This is a genomic window from Cyanobacterium sp. Dongsha4, assembly GCF_036345015.1.
Classification (GTDB): Bacteria; Cyanobacteriota; Cyanobacteriia; order Cyanobacteriales; family Cyanobacteriaceae; genus PCC-10605.
Window position 1 is genome coordinate 1,634,874 of the sequence record NZ_CP084098.1, and the last position, 16,600, is coordinate 1,651,473.

Annotated in this window: 13 protein-coding genes and 1 pseudogene; 8 read left to right on the plus strand and 6 right to left on the minus strand. The window is 35.8% G+C overall.

Annotation, left to right across the window (positions count from 1 at the left end):
* Nucleotides 1-31: 31 nt before the first annotated feature.
* From Dongsha4_RS06920 to hemF, 3 genes are all read right to left on the minus strand, one after another.
* A complete protein-coding gene (locus Dongsha4_RS06920; protein ID WP_330204962.1) occupies nucleotides 32-784 on the minus strand; it encodes an ABC transporter ATP-binding protein in 753 nt (250 codons plus the stop codon).
* 318 nt (nucleotides 785-1,102) lie between these two features.
* A complete protein-coding gene (locus tag Dongsha4_RS06925) occupies nucleotides 1,103-1,342 on the minus strand; it encodes a hypothetical protein (RefSeq protein ID WP_330204963.1) in 240 nt (79 codons plus the stop codon).
* 196 nt (nucleotides 1,343-1,538) lie between these two features.
* The gene (hemF, locus tag Dongsha4_RS06930; protein WP_330204964.1) at nucleotides 1,539-2,561 is read right to left on the minus strand and encodes an oxygen-dependent coproporphyrinogen oxidase; all 1,023 of its coding nucleotides are present in this window, start codon (nucleotides 2,559-2,561) and stop codon (nucleotides 1,539-1,541) included.
* Nucleotides 2,562-2,825: 264 nt separating this feature from the next.
* On the opposite strand from hemF, the gene acsF reads away from it, so the two are divergent.
* On the plus strand, nucleotides 2,826-3,887 hold the full coding sequence (acsF, locus tag Dongsha4_RS06935) for a magnesium-protoporphyrin IX monomethyl ester (oxidative) cyclase (protein ID WP_330204965.1): 1,062 nt from the start codon (nucleotides 2,826-2,828) through the stop codon (nucleotides 3,885-3,887).
* Between the two features lie 285 nt (nucleotides 3,888-4,172).
* Here acsF and pdhA read toward each other — a convergent pair whose 3' ends face one another.
* Nucleotides 4,173-5,204, minus strand: coding sequence for a pyruvate dehydrogenase (acetyl-transferring) E1 component subunit alpha (gene pdhA, locus Dongsha4_RS06940; RefSeq protein WP_330204966.1), 1,032 nt, complete (start codon nucleotides 5,202-5,204; stop codon nucleotides 4,173-4,175).
* A 289-nt stretch (nucleotides 5,205-5,493) separates the two neighbouring features.
* Here pdhA and Dongsha4_RS06945 point away from each other — a divergent pair.
* The 4 genes and pseudogenes from Dongsha4_RS06945 to Dongsha4_RS06960 all read left to right on the plus strand — a co-directional run bounded on the left by Dongsha4_RS06945 (nucleotide 5,494) and on the right by Dongsha4_RS06960 (nucleotide 10,265).
* Nucleotides 5,494-5,901, plus strand: a pseudogene (locus Dongsha4_RS06945) (endonuclease domain-containing protein).
* Nucleotides 5,902-6,129: 228 nt separating this feature from the next.
* Nucleotides 6,130-8,457 carry a hypothetical protein gene (locus Dongsha4_RS06950; RefSeq protein WP_330204968.1) on the plus strand — a complete coding sequence of 776 codons (2,328 nt, stop codon included), beginning with the start codon at nucleotides 6,130-6,132 and terminating at the stop codon, nucleotides 8,455-8,457.
* Nucleotides 8,458-8,591: 134 nt separating this feature from the next.
* Nucleotides 8,592-8,987, plus strand: a complete 396-nt coding sequence (locus Dongsha4_RS06955) for a hypothetical protein (RefSeq protein WP_330204969.1) — start codon at nucleotides 8,592-8,594, stop codon at nucleotides 8,985-8,987.
* Between the two features lie 90 nt (nucleotides 8,988-9,077).
* Nucleotides 9,078-10,265 carry a tetratricopeptide repeat protein gene (locus tag Dongsha4_RS06960; RefSeq protein ID WP_330204970.1) on the plus strand — a complete coding sequence of 396 codons (1,188 nt, stop codon included), beginning with the start codon at nucleotides 9,078-9,080 and terminating at the stop codon, nucleotides 10,263-10,265.
* 219 nt (nucleotides 10,266-10,484) lie between these two features.
* Here the strand turns inward: Dongsha4_RS06960 and uvrC are convergent, their stop codons facing one another.
* Both uvrC and Dongsha4_RS06970 read right to left on the minus strand, forming a co-directional pair.
* Complete coding sequence (gene uvrC, locus Dongsha4_RS06965) at nucleotides 10,485-12,287, minus strand: excinuclease ABC subunit UvrC (protein WP_330204971.1); 1,803 nt, start codon at nucleotides 12,285-12,287, stop codon at nucleotides 10,485-10,487.
* A gap of 98 nt (nucleotides 12,288-12,385) precedes the next feature.
* Nucleotides 12,386-14,335 (minus strand): penicillin-binding protein 1A, encoded by a 1,950-nt coding sequence (locus Dongsha4_RS06970; RefSeq protein WP_330204972.1) that lies wholly within the window; start codon nucleotides 14,333-14,335, stop codon nucleotides 12,386-12,388.
* Between the two features lie 221 nt (nucleotides 14,336-14,556).
* Here Dongsha4_RS06970 and ndhC point away from each other — a divergent pair, with 221 nt between their 5' ends.
* The 3 genes from ndhC (at nucleotide 14,557) to Dongsha4_RS06985 (ending at nucleotide 16,408) form a co-directional block, all read left to right on the plus strand.
* Nucleotides 14,557-14,919, plus strand: coding sequence for a photosynthetic/respiratory NAD(P)H-quinone oxidoreductase subunit C (gene ndhC, locus Dongsha4_RS06975; protein ID WP_330204973.1), 363 nt, complete (start codon nucleotides 14,557-14,559; stop codon nucleotides 14,917-14,919).
* A gap of 196 nt (nucleotides 14,920-15,115) precedes the next feature.
* Nucleotides 15,116-15,856 (plus strand): photosynthetic/respiratory NAD(P)H-quinone oxidoreductase subunit K, encoded by a 741-nt coding sequence (ndhK, locus tag Dongsha4_RS06980; RefSeq protein WP_330204974.1) that lies wholly within the window; start codon nucleotides 15,116-15,118, stop codon nucleotides 15,854-15,856.
* 6 nt (nucleotides 15,857-15,862) lie between these two features.
* Entirely contained in the window at nucleotides 15,863-16,408 is a 546-nt protein-coding gene (locus tag Dongsha4_RS06985; RefSeq protein ID WP_425590781.1) for an NAD(P)H-quinone oxidoreductase subunit J, read from the plus strand.
* Nucleotides 16,409-16,600: the final 192 nt, after the last annotated feature.

Here is a 16,600-nt window from a genome sequence, read left to right on the forward strand (position 1 = left end):
GTTTGTCCTACCTTACATCAATAAAGTGCTTTTAAAAATCCTCATCAATATTCATCTCTTTATTTAAAGTTAGTAGATGTTTTTCTATCATTTCCCAATCTACTAATTTAGCACTTAAGTCCTTTTTTATTCTACCTTTATCCAACCAAATTACCCTTTGAGCGAAATTTTTTACCCACTCCAAATCATGATTGATAACAATAACTGTCATCTTTTTTTCTTCATTCCAAACTTGTAATTTTTCCCTTAACCAATGGGCATTACCCTTATCTAAGGCTGAAGTAGGTTCATCTAATAATAAAACTGACGGTTGCATAATTATAGCACGTGCGATCGCAACTAATTGTTTTTGTCCTAAAGAAAGCTCACTCTCTCCTTTTTCTAACCATGATTCAATAAAATTAAATTCCTGTAAACAATATATGAGTCTTGCTTGTATTTCTTTCTCCGACAAACCTTGAAGTTGTAAAGGATAACTCAAAGCAGATTTTACATTCATCCCCAATAACTTCGACTCTTGAGGAATTAAAACTACTTGGCGACGAAATTCTAAAACATCCCAATCATGAACCGATTTTTCCCGAAAATATAAATCTCCTTTACTAGAAGTATATAAATGATTTAAAACTTTTAATAAAGTGGTTTTTCCTGCACCATTACCACCAATTAAAGCTATTTTTTCTCCTTCATTAACATCAAAAGAAATATTATCTAACAAATGATTCTGATGAATTTGAGTAAGCAAACTAATATTTTTCACTTGTAAAATAGGAGAAATAGACATATATAAAAATTTGTTATAATTTATATTAATTATTTTATCGTAAGCTAGAAATGTTTAAACATTCGATATTGCTGATATTTTTCTAGCCATTAATTTATCACAAAATTATTAATAATAATTATTTTTTAATAATCTCAAAAAATATAAATTTAAAAACTTAATTAAACTAAAAACCTGATGTTTTAATAACTTTAGAATATAATAACCAAGCTCATATTTTGATATTAAAAGAAAACTCTTATATATCAGCACCTTCACCTAGATTAAGTGATCAACTAACTTACTGAATATAAATTTTCTCTAATAACCATAATTAAATCAATTTCCATGCAATTTTTCAAACTGATTTGTTTTTTCTGTTAAACCAAAATTATTCATTATTGTCACCACTCCCCAAGCGGTAAAAATACCAATCACTAAACCAATAGCTAAGAGTATCATAAACAATTTTTGAATTTCCTTTTTTTTCTGTGGAGATATTTTTTCTACCTCATTATCTGCAGAAAAATCATTAACATTGCCAGAGTTTTGATCAGGGTCAAAAAAGTTATTATTCATAATATTATTTCTCTTAATAGTAAATCTCTTGTTAATATAGCATTCCACAAAAAAATAGAGGCAATAAACTAAAGATTAGCCTCCTAAAATTTTTAACTATCTAGTTGAAATATACTTTTTCGATACAATTATTACTTTTACTTATTAATTATTACTTCTCAAAGTTGACTCATGACAGTTGAAATCGATTCAAACCCTAAACCCAATCTCTACCTGTTAAGAAATAATCAGTTAATCGGGCTTCGGGTGAACCTTTTTCGGGGGTGTAGCAGTATTCCCAACGGGTGAGAGGAGGTAAAGACATTAAAATCGACTCGGTGCGCCCATTGGTTTGTAAACCGAAAATAGTACCACGATCATAAACTAAGTTAAACTCCACATAACGTCCTCGGCGGTATAATTGGAAGTTGCGCTCTCTTTCCCCGTATTCGGTATTGCGATGACGCTCAATAATGGGTAAATATGCAGGTAAGAAAGCATCTCCACAACTTTGAGCAAAAGCAAATAAATCTTCCCAATTACGAGACACTTTGCCTACTTTTTCACTGTAAGCATTGGCTTCTCCATCGGCATTTGAACCAGCGTAGAGAATACCGCTATCATCTTGATAGTCAAAGAAAATACCGCCAATTCCTCTGGCTTCTTTGCGATGTTTTAAGTAGAAATATTCATCACACCAACGCTTGAAAGTAGGATAATATTCTTTATGATGACGATCGCACGCATCTTTATGAACTTGATGGAAATGAATAGCATCTTCTTCAAAAGCATAATAAGGAGTTAAATCTGCACCTCCTGCAAACCACCAGATAGGACCTGCTTCAAAATAACGATAGTTGAGGTGAACTGTAGGAATATAGGGGTTTTTAGGATGCAATACCATAGAAGTACCTGTAGCGTAAAATCCATGACCAGCCCCTTCAGGACGTTGCATTAAAATAGAAGGAGGTAAAGTGTCACCCCAAACCTCAGAAAAATTAACACCACCTTGCTCAAAAATACCACCATCACGAATAACTCTGGTGCGTCCACCGCCACCCTCTTCTCTTTCCCATTTATCTTCACGGAAACGGGCTTTGCCGTCGATTTCTTCCAATCCCTGACAAATTTTGTCTTGTAAATCCATTACAAAACGTTTCGCTTTCTCACGGGCATCGCTAGGGGGTAAAACTCTTTTTGTATCGTTGTTTATTAAAGGTTGGTTAACTAAACTGCTCATATTATTTTTAGACTGTTTAAAATATTCTTTTCATAACTATAAAGCGATGATTAGATAAATGTCATCCCTACTTAATAAAACTTCACATGAATAAATTAAGAATCAATAAACTCTTCTACTTATAAATTTTAATTATTAACTCCTAACTCCTAACTCCTAATCCCGAACTCAATTTCTCAAATTAAGTAATGTAAACATTAATGCAGAGATCCACCTTTTGAGTTAAAATCGTAAAAATAAAATATAACAATTAAGTAATTAAAGATGACCGCAACCGCAATTAAACCCCAAAGTGATAAAAAGAAAGAATTAAAAGAAACTTTATTAACCCCTAGATTTTATACCACTGACTTTAAGGCGATCGCAGAAATGGACATTTCCGCCCAAGAAAAGGAATTACGGGCGATGTTGCAGGAGATGAAAAACGACTATAATCGCAATCACTTTGTTAGAGATGAAGAATTTGAACAAACATGGGATCATTTAGATGAACAAACAAGATCCGCTTTTATCGATTTCCTTGAAAGATCCTGTACTTCCGAATTTTCTGGATTTATCCTCTTTAAAGAAATTTCTCGCCGTATCAAGGATAAAAACCCCTTATTGTCCGAAATTTTTAGCTTAATGGCAAGGGATGAGGCGCGTCATGCAGGATTTTTAAATAAAGCCATGAGTGATTTTAATATTACCCTTGATTTAGGATATTTGACCAAAAATAGAGTTTATACTTTCTTTAAACCTGAATGGGTGATTTATGCTGTATATTTATCCGAAAAAATCGGTTATTGGCGTTATATCTTAATGTATCGTCACTTAGAAAAAAATCCTCAATACAAATTTTATCCTCTTTTCAAAAAATTTGAGCATTGGTGTCAAGACGAAAGCCGTCACGGTGACATTTTTAACGCCTTATTACGCTCTCAATTTTCCATGTGGCAAGGATGGCAAGCGAAATTATGGTCAAAATTCTTCCTCTTATCGGTATTTGCAACCCATACTTTAACCGTACATGAAAGAGAGGATTTTTATGAATCCGTTGGTTTAGATGCCAAAGAGTACGATCGCCAAGTCATCGAAAGAACCAATCACACTGCGGCAAAAGCCTTTCCCGTCATATTGGACACCAACCATCCCAAGTTTTTTGCAGGTTTAGAAAAATGTTCGGAATATAACTTGCAGATGTCTAAAATCGATGAAAGCAATCAACCCAGTTTCATCAAAGCCTTAAGAAAACTTCCCTTGCAAATTGCCATTTTCTTTAATTTACTCGGCTTATACTTTATTAAATCGGTAAATGCAGAAGAACTAAGAGGCGTAGTCAACTAAAAAGAGTTCGGAGTTCAGAGTTCGGGGTTAGGAGTTAAAACAATCGATTCAATTAGAAAGGCGATCGCAAAAGAATCTGCTATGTATAAAATCTTTTGTGTCTTTGCAATGAAAAATCGACACTGTATCTGGAAAAAATAGTTATTATTCTCCAAAAGGGGAGGGGGCGTAAAGCCCCCTGTTAGGAATGAAGTTCGGAGTTTGGAGTCGCTAACTATTATAGCGAAAAAAAATATAGTTGGGAGCTTTTTTCAAATTTTATTTATAAAACCCCATCACAGTTAGTTAATCATCAGCAAAAACATAACGATATAATTCAGAGCCATCGGGTTCAGGACTAGATTCCGCAAACTCTACAGCTTCTTCAATCAAAGCGGTAATTTTTTTATCGATCGCATCTAACTCTTCTCTGGTAGCAATTTTATTATCCGTGATATACTTGCCAAATTGAATAATAGGATCTTTTGCGTTCCAAAATTCTTTTTCAGCTGGGTCTCTCAATTCATCAGGATCAGCCAAAGAGTGACCACGAAAACGATAAGTTAATGTTTCAATTAAGGTAGGTCCTTCCCCTGCCCTTGCCCGTGCGATCGCTTTTTGTGCTACATCTCTAACAGCCAATAAATCCATTCCATCGACTTCATAACCCTCCATATTGAAAACACTAGCTTTCTTATAGATTTCAGTTTGAGAAGCCGCCCTTTCATGAGCCATACCAATTGCCCATTTATTATTTTCTACCACGAAAAGAATTGGTAACTTCCACAATGCCGCCATATTGAGACATTCAAAAAACTGCCCATTATTAGTAGTACCATCCCCAAAGAAACAAGCAGTCACCTGATCAAAATTAGTCTCACCCAAAACCTTACGACGATACATACTTTGATAAGCCGCCCCTAAAGCCACGGGGATACCTTCCCCAATAAAAGCATAACCACCTAATAACTTATGCTCGGCAGAAAACATGTGCATCGAACCGCCACGCCCTTTACTACACCCAGTCGCTTTACCAAATAATTCCGCCATAACCTCCTTCGCAGGTACACCACTACTTAAAGCATGGACATGATCTCTATAGGTACTGCAAACATAGTCTTCTCCCGGACGCATAGACTTAATAATACCGCTAGAAACAGCTTCTTGCCCATTGTAGAGGTGAACAAAACCGAACATTCTACCACGATAATACATTTCAGCGCACTTATCCTCAAACATACGCCCTAAAACCATGTCCTCATAATACATGAGGCTTTCTTCTTTATTAATTTTAACTTTGGAGTTATCAAATTTAGGTATAGTTCTTTCTTTTACCATAAGATTTTATTTTAGTTGCCAATTAACAATTATTTCATTATCTATGATTAATCGGCAATTAGAATTAACGATTCAATAATTATTTATCTCCTAATATTTGACCTTGCTGATTAAATTACTTAAAGATGCTTGTGAAGTTCTTTTAATTATATATTTCCTTTAATTGTATATATGATGAATAGAAAATATTTGTGGCAATATATCAATTTCTCTCTTATTACGAAAGCTATAATAAAACCACATTCCCCCCTTATTAAGGGGGGTTAGGGGGGATCAAAACAAGAATTTTATGACAGATTTTTATTTACCATACAACAAACAATTAATTCCCAGAGCAAAAGAATTAAGGCAAAATATGACCATGCCTGAGAAAAAACGATGATCAGAATATTTGCGTCATAACTCTTTCAAATTCATGAAACAACGCTTGATCAATGACTTTATAGTAGATTTTTACTGTGCAAAAGCAAAACTTGTCATCGAAATTGATGGAGATACCCATTTTACAAATGACGGTATCGCTTATGATCTAACTAGAACTGCCATCTTAGAGAGTTATGGATTAAAAGTAATTCGGTTTACTAATCATGACGTGATTCACTCTTTTGAAGGTGTTTGTCAAGCTATAGAAAAAGCTCTTGAGATCCCCCCACCCCCCCTTAATAAGGGGGGCTCAATACAGGCTTTTAGAAAATAGTTGAACTTAGTAATTGACCCACCAAAAAATTCCAGGCAATAACTTCATCTTTACAAAAACTTTATATAGCAATTTAAGTAGTATTACGGTTATGTAAATCTCTTTTTTCGGGCAATATGGTAGTTAGAGATCCTATGTGTAAATAATCAATACAAAACCAGATTTATAAGTAATATTTTATATCCATAACTTAACCTTAAACTGCTAGAGAAAAAAGAGGAAATTGCCATGTTAACCAACAATCAAAACGAAAATCCGAAAAAACCCCTAGTTACTAACTTTATCCGTAATTTATTACCCTTCGGTGTCAGAAGTCAACAGGGTTCAACTCTTCCAATGGCGATCGGTTTAGGCAGTGCCATGATGGTTGTGGGAACTCTGGCAATTATGAAAGGTGGGCAGGAGAATACAAATACTACATCCTCAGAGCAAACCAAACAAGCCCTTGCTATAGCAGAGGGAGGAGTAGAAAATACTTTATACAAGTTTACTCAAGGGGAAAAAGGGGCAAATAAATATTTATTACTAGCACAATATGATAAGTACAATGGTGGATGGAAAACTCCTACAGATGAAGATGTTTTGAAAAAATTGAGCAATGGTAAAACAGATAAGTCTGGCAATCCTGTAATTGAACAAGCAAACGGTTGTAATAGTGAAAATGGAACGGCGGTTTTAGATACATCAAAAGATCCAGAAGACTTATACAAGCCGATTATTAGTAATGCGGGGGCTACCTTTGATGGTGGTAAAATAGGTCAAGATTCATTCGAGTTACTTTCTTCCAAATACAATAAAAATAATGAGTCAACGGAATTTGAGATAGTTGGGAAAAAAGCTAATAATCCATCTCAGGCTAAATACACGGTTGTAGTGCCAGTTGCGATTACTCCTCCTACTATTAACACTACTAATAGTCCAGCAACTGCGGCAGGATTAATGGCAAAAGATATGAACACGAAAGGAATGGCAATTTTTACTAATACCTCTATTTGTACTGACCCTGAAACAGGGGGAAGTTGTGGTAGTGATATTACTATAAGCGATGCTAGTTATTGTAGTGATGGAGTTTTAGGCGTAGATACGAGCAAAGACTATTCTTCTCTGAGCAATAATGAACAAGGAGAATATTCTCAGCTAGAAAAAATGATGGGGGTTGACAAAAATGGTTTTCGTGCTCCTGATAATAAAAAACCGAGCAATATTGTCATTACTTCCACAGAAATTCCTGCAACTCCCGTCGCTCCTTCTGGTGCAAAAATTCTTTATGTGGATATGAGTACTGGTGCGATTACAACTCAGGTCATGGCAAATCTTCCCAATCAAAATGTAGTTGCATCCTCAAGTCAATGGAGAAATTTATTTTCTTCAGCCTTCAGTCATCTCTGGCAATGGATTGATGCTCCTGCATATGCTCAAAGTTCTCCTTCTGATTTGGTAAACATAGCAAAAAGTAATGCCTCTCAAATAGCGAATCTTGCAAGTGCAAATCCCAGTAACTCAAGTATCCAAACTGCAAATCAAACTGCTTCAAGTGCGGTCGCAGATGCAGAAAAAGCTCTAGCTGATTTAGTAGCAGAACAAGGCAAAAAAAATCCGAGTCAAAGAAAAATAGACGCATATTTAGCAACTATTAATACAGCCATTACCACAACAACGACTCAACTTGCTATTGCTCAAGCGCAGGCCGCCATCGCATCTAGTGGAGGTTCAGGCAGTTCTAGCGGCTCTTCTAGTGGCTCTAATGGTTCTGGTAGTTCTGGCACTAGCTATACAATCAGAATGGATAAAAAAGATGTTTATATTGATCTTGATCAAGAACCTTTTGCGAGTGCCTTTATTGAGGAAATGGTAGATGGCGAACTTTACCACGCTATTTACATTCAGGCTCAAAATCTTGATAGTGTTGGTGACGATATTAATGTTGTTATAGACAAAACTGCACTGGAAAACATTACCGTCAATGGCAAAAATATTGATGCAGAAAAAATGATAGTAAGACTTTATGTTTCTGAAAATACTTCTTTAGGGGGTAATTCCTCAGTTAATGTTTACAACAGCAGTGATAAAAGAATAACTGGTTCAACAGAGGATGAAAGAAAACAAATTGCTTCTTTAAGAATAATAGGGGGCAATGCGGACGGTACTCCTGTGGGTGACTTGGCTTGGACGATGAAGGGAACAGTTTGTATTATGGGACACATTCATGCTCCTACGGCAACAGTTTCTCTACCTCAAGGTAATGGTTGTGGTAACAGTGGTGGACAAACTCCCATATCTTTGAATACTGTAGCGGCTGATGAGTATGGCAGTGGTAACTATGTTTCTATTGGTAGCAGTGTAGGAACTCCAAATGTTTTTGGTGCTATTTGGGTTAAAAATTTCACAAACAGTTCTAATGGTGCTTCTGGTGCATTTTACGAAAATCCATCACTTACTCAAAATTTGATCGCAGAGTTCGGTAATGCTTATCCTTCCATTGGCGGTAGTACAGAAGGAAATGCTCAAATAAACTTAGAGCTAACCCGAAGAATTGTAAGAGATAAGGTTAATTAACAACTCTAAAAAAGCAAAAAAGCAACAAACGAATGATCGCCTCTTCGGGGGCGTTTTTTTTGTGGGATTGAGATATAAACAAGAAAAGATTAAGCTATGATTGAACTAACAATTAATCAATATTGTAGGTAGTTATGTGGGGTAAATTTCAACAGAGTGAACTTAGAATAGAAGTCTCCGCCGATGAAAAGAAATTAAAGGATAGTCTTCTGAGCATTGAACAATTAGAAAAATGGTTTTTTCCCCTTAAGTTTCAGGATAAGCGTCCAAATCAACTAGAATCAGGGGATAAGTTCACCATTAAATTAGGATTAGTTGAAGTAAGAAATGAGGTAGAAATAATAAATAGTAATTGTATCCGCTTTTTATTAAGTGGAGGAATTGACGGCTATCAAGAATGGTGTTGGGGTGATGGATGGATTCAATCTCGCTTAGAAGGTGTGTCAATACTACCCTTGAATTTTGCCCAAACGATGAATTTATTAAGGTTAAGAACTTTTGTGGGTGCAAGAATCGAGGAGAGAAAATAATAAATAATTTGCTAAAGAATATCGATTATTTTGAGATCATCAATTATGATCAAATATTAAAAGAGAGGGAAATCTGAAACTGAGAAAACAATGATTGAAAGAATTGGGCAATGGTTAAAATTAATTCCAACAACCATTCAACCCTATGATCCTGAAAAGGATGATGTGAAAGGTAAGAATGGGGATTCAATTGCCACTCATCCTGTGGTTAAAGATGGAGATTTAGAATTTTTGTTTTATCAGTTATTAGAAGGGGTTGCTAACGGGTGGCAAGAGTCTCGTATTGAGCAATTTTTTGAGAAATTAGAGCCGAGAATTTCCCTTGAAACTTGGTTAGATTGGTTACAGCGTTACCGTAATCAGTTAATTAAGTCTTCTCATGCTCATAGTCAATTGGCAGTAAGAATGATTCGTTTAGGTGAATTGACGGCAACATTACCTTTTATGCGAGGGGTGGGAGATTTAGCTTATGAAATAGGTAAAGAGTTATTAAATCAGACAAAAAATAACAATTTTGTTAATTCCTTCAATTCCCATCATCAAGACAATATAGATAAAAATATAGATAAAACTGAAGATAAAACGCCTACAAATGAAGTAACCGAAAGTTTAACCGCAAAAATAAACTCTCCTACATCATTAGGTGAATTACTATCTCTATTACAAAAAGATGAAAGTTTTGCTTCTGAAATTGCCCATCAGTTAAACTTAAATACGGCTGATCCTAGTGTAATTATTGCTAAAATTGTTGAGCAAACAGAATCTGATTCTTTACCTATTTTTTCTGGTTCTATTTCTGAAGAATTAGTAGAATATTTATTTAATTTAGGCTTAGAAAAAGCGTCAGCAGGAGATTTTGAAGAGGCTTTAATTTCATGGAATCAGGCTGTAACTCTTAACCCTGATTTTGCTCCCGCTTGGCATAACAAAGGTAGTGCTTTAGCTTACTTGAATCGTTTACCAGAAGCAGTTCAAAGTTTTGATCAGGCGATCGCACTTAATGTAAATGACCTCGACTCTTGGTATGATAGGGGGAGTGCTTTATTTAGCATGAGACAGTGGCAAGAAGCAATCATTAGTTGGGAAAGAGTAATTGGGATTCAACCTAATCATTATCAGGCGTGGTATCATCGTGGTCTAGCCCTAGAAAAACTAAAAAAATTAGGGGATGCTTTGAATAGTTACGGAAAATGTTTAAGTATTAATCCTCTTTTTACTCCAGCCCAGAAACGACAAGAAAAATTAAATTTGCTTCTTTCCTCTGATTCAGAAAATTAAAATTTAATCATGGTCTTTTTTGGTTATATTTAATCTGAGTTCAGGATAAATTTTCATCTATGAGTGATAGCGAAAAGGGCAAGAGGCAAAGTAAAAAGGGCAAAGGTGAATAGTGTTGGGGTGAATAGTTGATAATTAAGAATTAAAAATTAAAAACTCTAAACTCCGAACCCTTATCCGATATTCTTAAACTGAATTGAGGTTATTTATGAATCGTTTTTAGTGAAAATATCGATAGATTATCTGAGCTAAATTATCCCCAATTCCTGACACTTCTGCTAACTGTTTAACCGTTGCCTGACGAATATAATCTACCGAATGAAAATGAGCTAAAAGCCTTTTTTGTCTCTCAAATCCTAATCCCGGTATCTCATCTAAAATTGATTTACGACTAGCTTTTTGTCTTTGTTGACGGTGAAATGTAACAGCAAAACGATGGGCTTCGTCTCTTAATCTTCTCAATAATTGTACCCCTGATTGTTCCTTATTTGTATTAAGGGGTAATGATTGATTAGGTAAAAATATTTCTTCCCTTTTTTTTGCTAAACTAATAACCTTTATTTTCTCCATTAAATTCATTTCTGTTAAGACTTCACAAACTGATGAAAGTTGACCTTTTCCTCCATCAATCATCACTAAATCTGGATAATCTTCTGTATGGGAAAAACGTCTTTTAATTACTTCTTGTAGAGATAAAAAGTCATCAGAGTGACCTATTTTGATTTCGGGATTTTTAATCTTATAATGACGATAATATTGTTTAGCAGGTAAACCATCTATAAAAACAACCCTTGAAGCTACTGCATTTGAGCCTTGCAAATGGGATATATCATAACCTTCAATGCGACGGGGAAGAGTGGCTAAATCCAATATTTTGGCTAAATCCTCCATACCTTCTAAATTAGTTTGACTAAACTTTTGACTTCTTTCTAGCTCTATTTGAGCATTTCTAGCCACCATAGAAATTAATTCTGCTTTTTGCTGTCTTTGAGGAGTAGTAATAATAACTTTTTTCCCCTTTTTTTCTCTTAGCCAACTAGCTAAAATTTCTTCTTCTTTGAGAGGATATTGAACTATTATTTCTGTCGGAATTTCTGAGGAGTCAATATTTTGATAGTGTTGCTCCAAGACTCGTTGTAAAATTTCCCCCTGTTCATCATTATGACCATTATCGGTAAAAAATCCTAATCTGCCAATTAAGCGCCCTGCTCGAATCTGAAACAGTTGAATACAAGTATAATTTTCATCTTGAGCAAGTGCGATCGCATCTCTGGAAATGGTATCATCAGGTAAAGCAACTTTTTGACTGGAAAATAATTGTTGTAAACTCAGAATTTGATCCCTATATTGAGCCGCCTTTTCAAACTCTAGGGCTTCTGAAGCGATTTCCATTTGAGTTTGTAATTGTTTAATTAATTCATCAGTACGCCCCTGAAAAATAAAAGCAACCTTACTAATAATTTCCCGATATTGTTCAGGAGTAATTAAATTTTGACAGACTCCGGGGCATTTTCCTAGATCATAATTCAAACAGGGGCGATCTTTATATAAAGGCTTTGATCGCTGCCGTAAAGGAAAAGTACGTTTAATAATATCTAAAATTTCCCTTAACCTTCGACTATCCACATAAGGACCATAATAGCGATCGAGTTTATCAGTTAAACGACGCTTACGAGTAATAAAAATACGAGGATAATTTTCAGACCAAGTAATGCAGACATAGGGATATTTTTTATCATCCTTAAGTAAAACATTAAAATGAGGTTGATGCTGTTTAATTAAATTTGCCTCTAAAGCTAAAGCCTCTGCTTCCGTATCGGTGACAATATATTCAATATCCCCCACCTGAGAAACCATTAAAGCGATTCTATGGGTATGTTTAGCAGAAGGATTAAAATAAGATTTAACCCTTTTCTTGAGATTTTTTGCCTTACCAATATAGAGAATATTTCCCGATTTATCTTTCATAAAATAAACCCCAGACTCATCAGGCAAACCCTTTAATAAATCCTCTACTTTCATCCCACAACCATTTTATTTTCCTTAAACAAAACCATCAAAAATTAAGAATGAAGAATTTGTTTCTCCCTTTTCCCCATCTGTCTAATACTTAAAATTGCCTAATCATTCTTTTTATTATCAGACTTTGGACGAGTAAATTGAGAAGCGGCAGGAAAATATTTAACGGGTTCATTTTGTAATGCTGACACCATAAATTGTCGCCAAATAGGTGCGGCATATCCCCCTCCTGTCACCCCACGTCCTAAACTACGATTAAAATCATCATTACCAATCCAAACAGCCGTTGCTAATTGAGGCACATAACCCACAAACCAAACATCCCTTTCCCCAGATGTTGTACCAGTTTTACCCGCCGCAGGTCTGCCAATACTAGCACTACTTGCAGTACCTCCTTGTATTACTTGAGTCAGAGTTGCAGAAAGAGAAGCCGTTGCCCATTCATTTAAAACCAACTTGGGTTGAGGAGTGTTATCTAACAACACATTACCATTGCTATCTGTCACTTGTAGAATCATAGTAGTGTCTGATTGCCAACCATTATTCGCAAAAGTTGCGTAGGCCTTAGCCATTTCCATCGGTGTAACGCCAATAGGTCCTAATGGCAAGGATACCACTGGACTTAAAGGGCTTTCTATCCCTAGAGTGCGACATACTTCAATGACTTTATCTAAACCTATTTCCTGCCCTAAAACCACTGCGGGAATATTTAAAGACTGACTTAGAGCTTGAATTATACTGACATTTCCTCCTCCGAAACTTCCACCATAGTTCTGAGGACGATAATAACCACTACCGTCTCGATAACCCTTGGAATAGTTGGGAACAGATGAAGAGGGAGTATATTTTCCCGTAGCGAAAGCAGTATAATAAACAAAAGGTTTAAAAGCTGAACCGGGTTGACGACGAGATTGTAATACTCGGTTAAATTGACTTTCTTTATAGTCCACACCACCTACTACTGCTTTGACAAAATGGGTTCGAGGGTCGATCGCAACTAGGGCTATTTGATCCGCCTTAACCCCCCATGAAATTAAATTACGATGGGATTTTTGGACGATTTCTTCTGCCTTAACTTGTAAATCATAGTCAATGGTAGTTTGAACATGAAGTCCCCCCTTAGTAATCATTTCTTGTCCAAAACGCTCGACTAATTCTTTACGTACAGAATCAGTGACATAGGGAAGTTTACTACTTTGCCATGCTTGAGGCTTACCTAAATAAAGAGGAGTTTTTTTAGCAGTTTCAGCCTCTTCATTAGTAATCCAGCCCAAATCTACCATTCTTCCTAAAACTAAAGCCTGTCTTTCCTTGGCAATATCATAATTAGCAAAAGGGCTATAAACTTCGGGGGCTTGAATAATTCCCGCCATCATTGCCGCCTCTGCCAAATTTAATTCCGATGCAGACTTATTAAAATAACTTTGAGCCGCCGTTTCTGCACCATAATTGTTATGTCCCCAATAGATATTGTTGAGGTACATTTCCAAAATATTATCCTTTTCAAAAACCTGCTCTACTCTAACGGCTAAAACGGCTTCTGCTAATTTACGGGAAAAAGTCCTTTGATGGGACAGAAAAACATTTTTAACTAACTGCATTGTTAAGGTTGATGCACCTTCTACCACCCCACCACTTTGAATATTGACCAGAATCGCTCTACCTATACTGGTGGGATTGATACCTTTATGATCATAAAAATTACTATCTTCGATGGCCAATACTGCCATCTTTAAATTAGGGGAAATATCTTGAAAGTCCACTGTTGTGCGATGTTCTTCCCCGTGATATGTAGTTAATAAACGTCCCTTAACATCATAAATGTAGCTAGTTTGAGAAGGAACATAATTTTTTAAAACCCTTACATCTGGTAAGTTACGAAAACTAACAGCTAAACCAACCAAACCACCGGCTATCGCTGATGTGGTTAACAATGTTAGACCTAAAAATGTCCCAGTGGTTGCCTTTGCTACTCCTAGAAAAAAATTGGAGGGAGTTTTTGGATTGGGGACGGGATTATTAGTTTTACCTTTGATGCTAGTAGATGCCACAGTTTTTGACCAAAAAAATAATTTTATAAAATAGTTGCAAGAGTATTACACTAGCTTAGTTACATAACATTATAATTAAGCAGAAAAGGACTGCGCTTTATCCTAGCACAAACCTTTTATAATAAATCAAGATTCAAGAATTAAACTTGACATAACTAAGGTTTTTCTTTAGTTTAGCTATAAAAAACGGATAGTTAACCCATCAGGAGTTATAAAAACATATGTTTGTACTTAATGGTTATGAGTATTTTTTAGGTTTTCTGATAGTTAGTAGTTTAGTACCTATTTTAGCTTTGACCGCATCTAAATTACTACGTCCAAAAACAGGAGGCCCCGAAAGACGCACTACCTATGAATCAGGGATGGAACCCATCGGGGGAGCATGGATTCAATTTAATATTCGTTACTATATGTTTGCCCTTGTGTTTGTAGTTTTTGACGTGGAAACAGTCTTTTTATATCCTTGGGCAGTAGCTTTTAACGCATTGGGTTTATTAGCTTTTGTAGAAGCCTTAATTTTTATTGCAATTTTAGTAGTTGCTCTTGTATATGCTTGGCGTAAGGGTGCTTTGGAATGGTCATAAAGAGCAATTAGGAATTAGTGATTAAGACAAGGGAATAGGCAATGGGCAATAGGCAATAGTTTATGGTTGATAATAAATAATAAAAACACCTGAAACCTGAAACCTGAAACCTGAAACCTGAAACCTCTACCTTAACCCCGAACTCAGATCAAGTCCATTACAATAAAAATGATGCTATCTTAGTAAAGAAAAACTTATGAATATTTCTGCTACAGATTTAAAAAACTTAGAAAATCAAGCAAAGGAAAAAATCCTCAATCCTGTCGCCCGTAGTCAAGTAACTCAGGATTTATCAGAAAATATAATTTTAACCACTGTTGATGACTTACACAATTGGGCTAGATTATCAAGTTTGTGGCCTCTCCTGTATGGAACAGCTTGTTGCTTTATCGAATTTGCCGCTCTAATTGGTTCTCGCTTTGATTTTGACCGTTTTGGACTTGTTCCTCGTTCTAGCCCCCGTCAAGCTGATTTAATCATCACTGCAGGAACTATTACTATGAAGATGGCACCTGCCTTAGTGCGTTTATACGAGGAAATGCCTGAGCCTAAATATGTTATCGCTATGGGTGCTTGTACTATTACAGGAGGTATGTTTAGCAGTGACTCTACAACGGCAGTGCGTGGGGTTGATAAGTTAATTCCTGTTGATGTGTATATTCCGGGTTGCCCTCCTCGCCCTGAAGCTATTTTTGATGCGATCGTAAAATTGAGAAAGAAAGTAGCAAATGAGTCAATTCAAGAGCGTGGGACTGTCAGAAGTCAAACCAATAGATATTATTCTACTACCCACAATATGAAGGTAGTTGATCCTATTTTGACAGGTAAGTATATTCGTAGTGAATCCAGAAATAATCCCCCTGCTGAATTAGCGGCGGCCATGGGAATGCCTGTGGATACAGCAAAATTAACAGAAAAAACTCAAGAGGAGGCTTAATCATCAATGACAGAAGCAAATAACAATCCAGAAATGGAAAATCAGCAAGAAAATACCGAAGCCACAGAAATTGTCCAAGCAGGGGTAACATCTCAATGGTTAACGGAAAATGGTTTTGCTCATGAAGCCCTTGAAAAAGATCATTCAGGAGTAGAATTGATTAAAGTTGATCCTGAATTTCTTATTCCCATTGCGACTGCCTTACGTGCCTATGGATTTAATTATCTACAGTGTCAGGGTGCTTATGATTTAGGCCCGGGAAAAGAATTAGTTAGTTTTTATCATTTACTTAAAGTGGAAGATAATATAACTAATCCTCAAGAAGTTAGAATCAAGGTTTATTTGAATAGAGAAAATCCTCAAGTGCCTTCTGTATATTGGATTTGGAGGGGGGCAGATTGGCAAGAAAGAGAATGCTATGATATGTATGGCATCATCTATGAAGGACATCCCAATTTAAAACGTATTTTAATGCCTGAAGATTGGGTGGGTTGGCCTCTGAGAAAAGATTATGTATCTCCAGATTTCTATGAGTTACAAGATGCTTATTAATTACTAGCCAACAATTATGGGGATTGGGGGAAACGAGTTAGGAGTTAGGAGTTAGGAGTTAGGAGTTAGGGGTTAAGAGTTAGAAGTTATTAATTATCAACTATTTACCTTTACCCTTTTCGCCATCACTCATCGATGAAAATTCATCCTGAATTCAGGTTAAATAGGTCTTAGCTTCACAAAAATACCTAT

Coding starts and splice junctions, on each gene's coding strand:
- Dongsha4_RS06920 (WP_330204962.1), bottom strand. CDS start 784: ATGTCTATTTCTCCTATTTTACAAGTGAAAAATATTAGTTTGCTTACT.
- Dongsha4_RS06925 (WP_330204963.1), bottom strand. CDS start 1,342: ATGAATAATAACTTTTTTGACCCTGATCAAAACTCTGGCAATGTTAAT.
- hemF (WP_330204964.1), bottom strand. CDS start 2,561: ATGAGCAGTTTAGTTAACCAACCTTTAATAAACAACGATACAAAAAGA.
- acsF (WP_330204965.1), top strand. CDS start 2,826: ATGACCGCAACCGCAATTAAACCCCAAAGTGATAAAAAGAAAGAATTA.
- pdhA (WP_330204966.1), bottom strand. CDS start 5,204: ATGGTAAAAGAAAGAACTATACCTAAATTTGATAACTCCAAAGTTAAA.
- Dongsha4_RS06950 (WP_330204968.1), top strand. CDS start 6,130: ATGTTAACCAACAATCAAAACGAAAATCCGAAAAAACCCCTAGTTACT.
- Dongsha4_RS06955 (WP_330204969.1), top strand. CDS start 8,592: ATGTGGGGTAAATTTCAACAGAGTGAACTTAGAATAGAAGTCTCCGCC.
- Dongsha4_RS06960 (WP_330204970.1), top strand. CDS start 9,078: ATGATTGAAAGAATTGGGCAATGGTTAAAATTAATTCCAACAACCATT.
- uvrC (WP_330204971.1), bottom strand. CDS start 12,287: ATGAAAGTAGAGGATTTATTAAAGGGTTTGCCTGATGAGTCTGGGGTT.
- ndhC (WP_330204973.1), top strand. CDS start 14,557: ATGTTTGTACTTAATGGTTATGAGTATTTTTTAGGTTTTCTGATAGTT.
- ndhK (WP_330204974.1), top strand. CDS start 15,116: ATGAATATTTCTGCTACAGATTTAAAAAACTTAGAAAATCAAGCAAAG.
- Dongsha4_RS06985 (WP_425590781.1), top strand. CDS start 15,863: ATGACAGAAGCAAATAACAATCCAGAAATGGAAAATCAGCAAGAAAAT.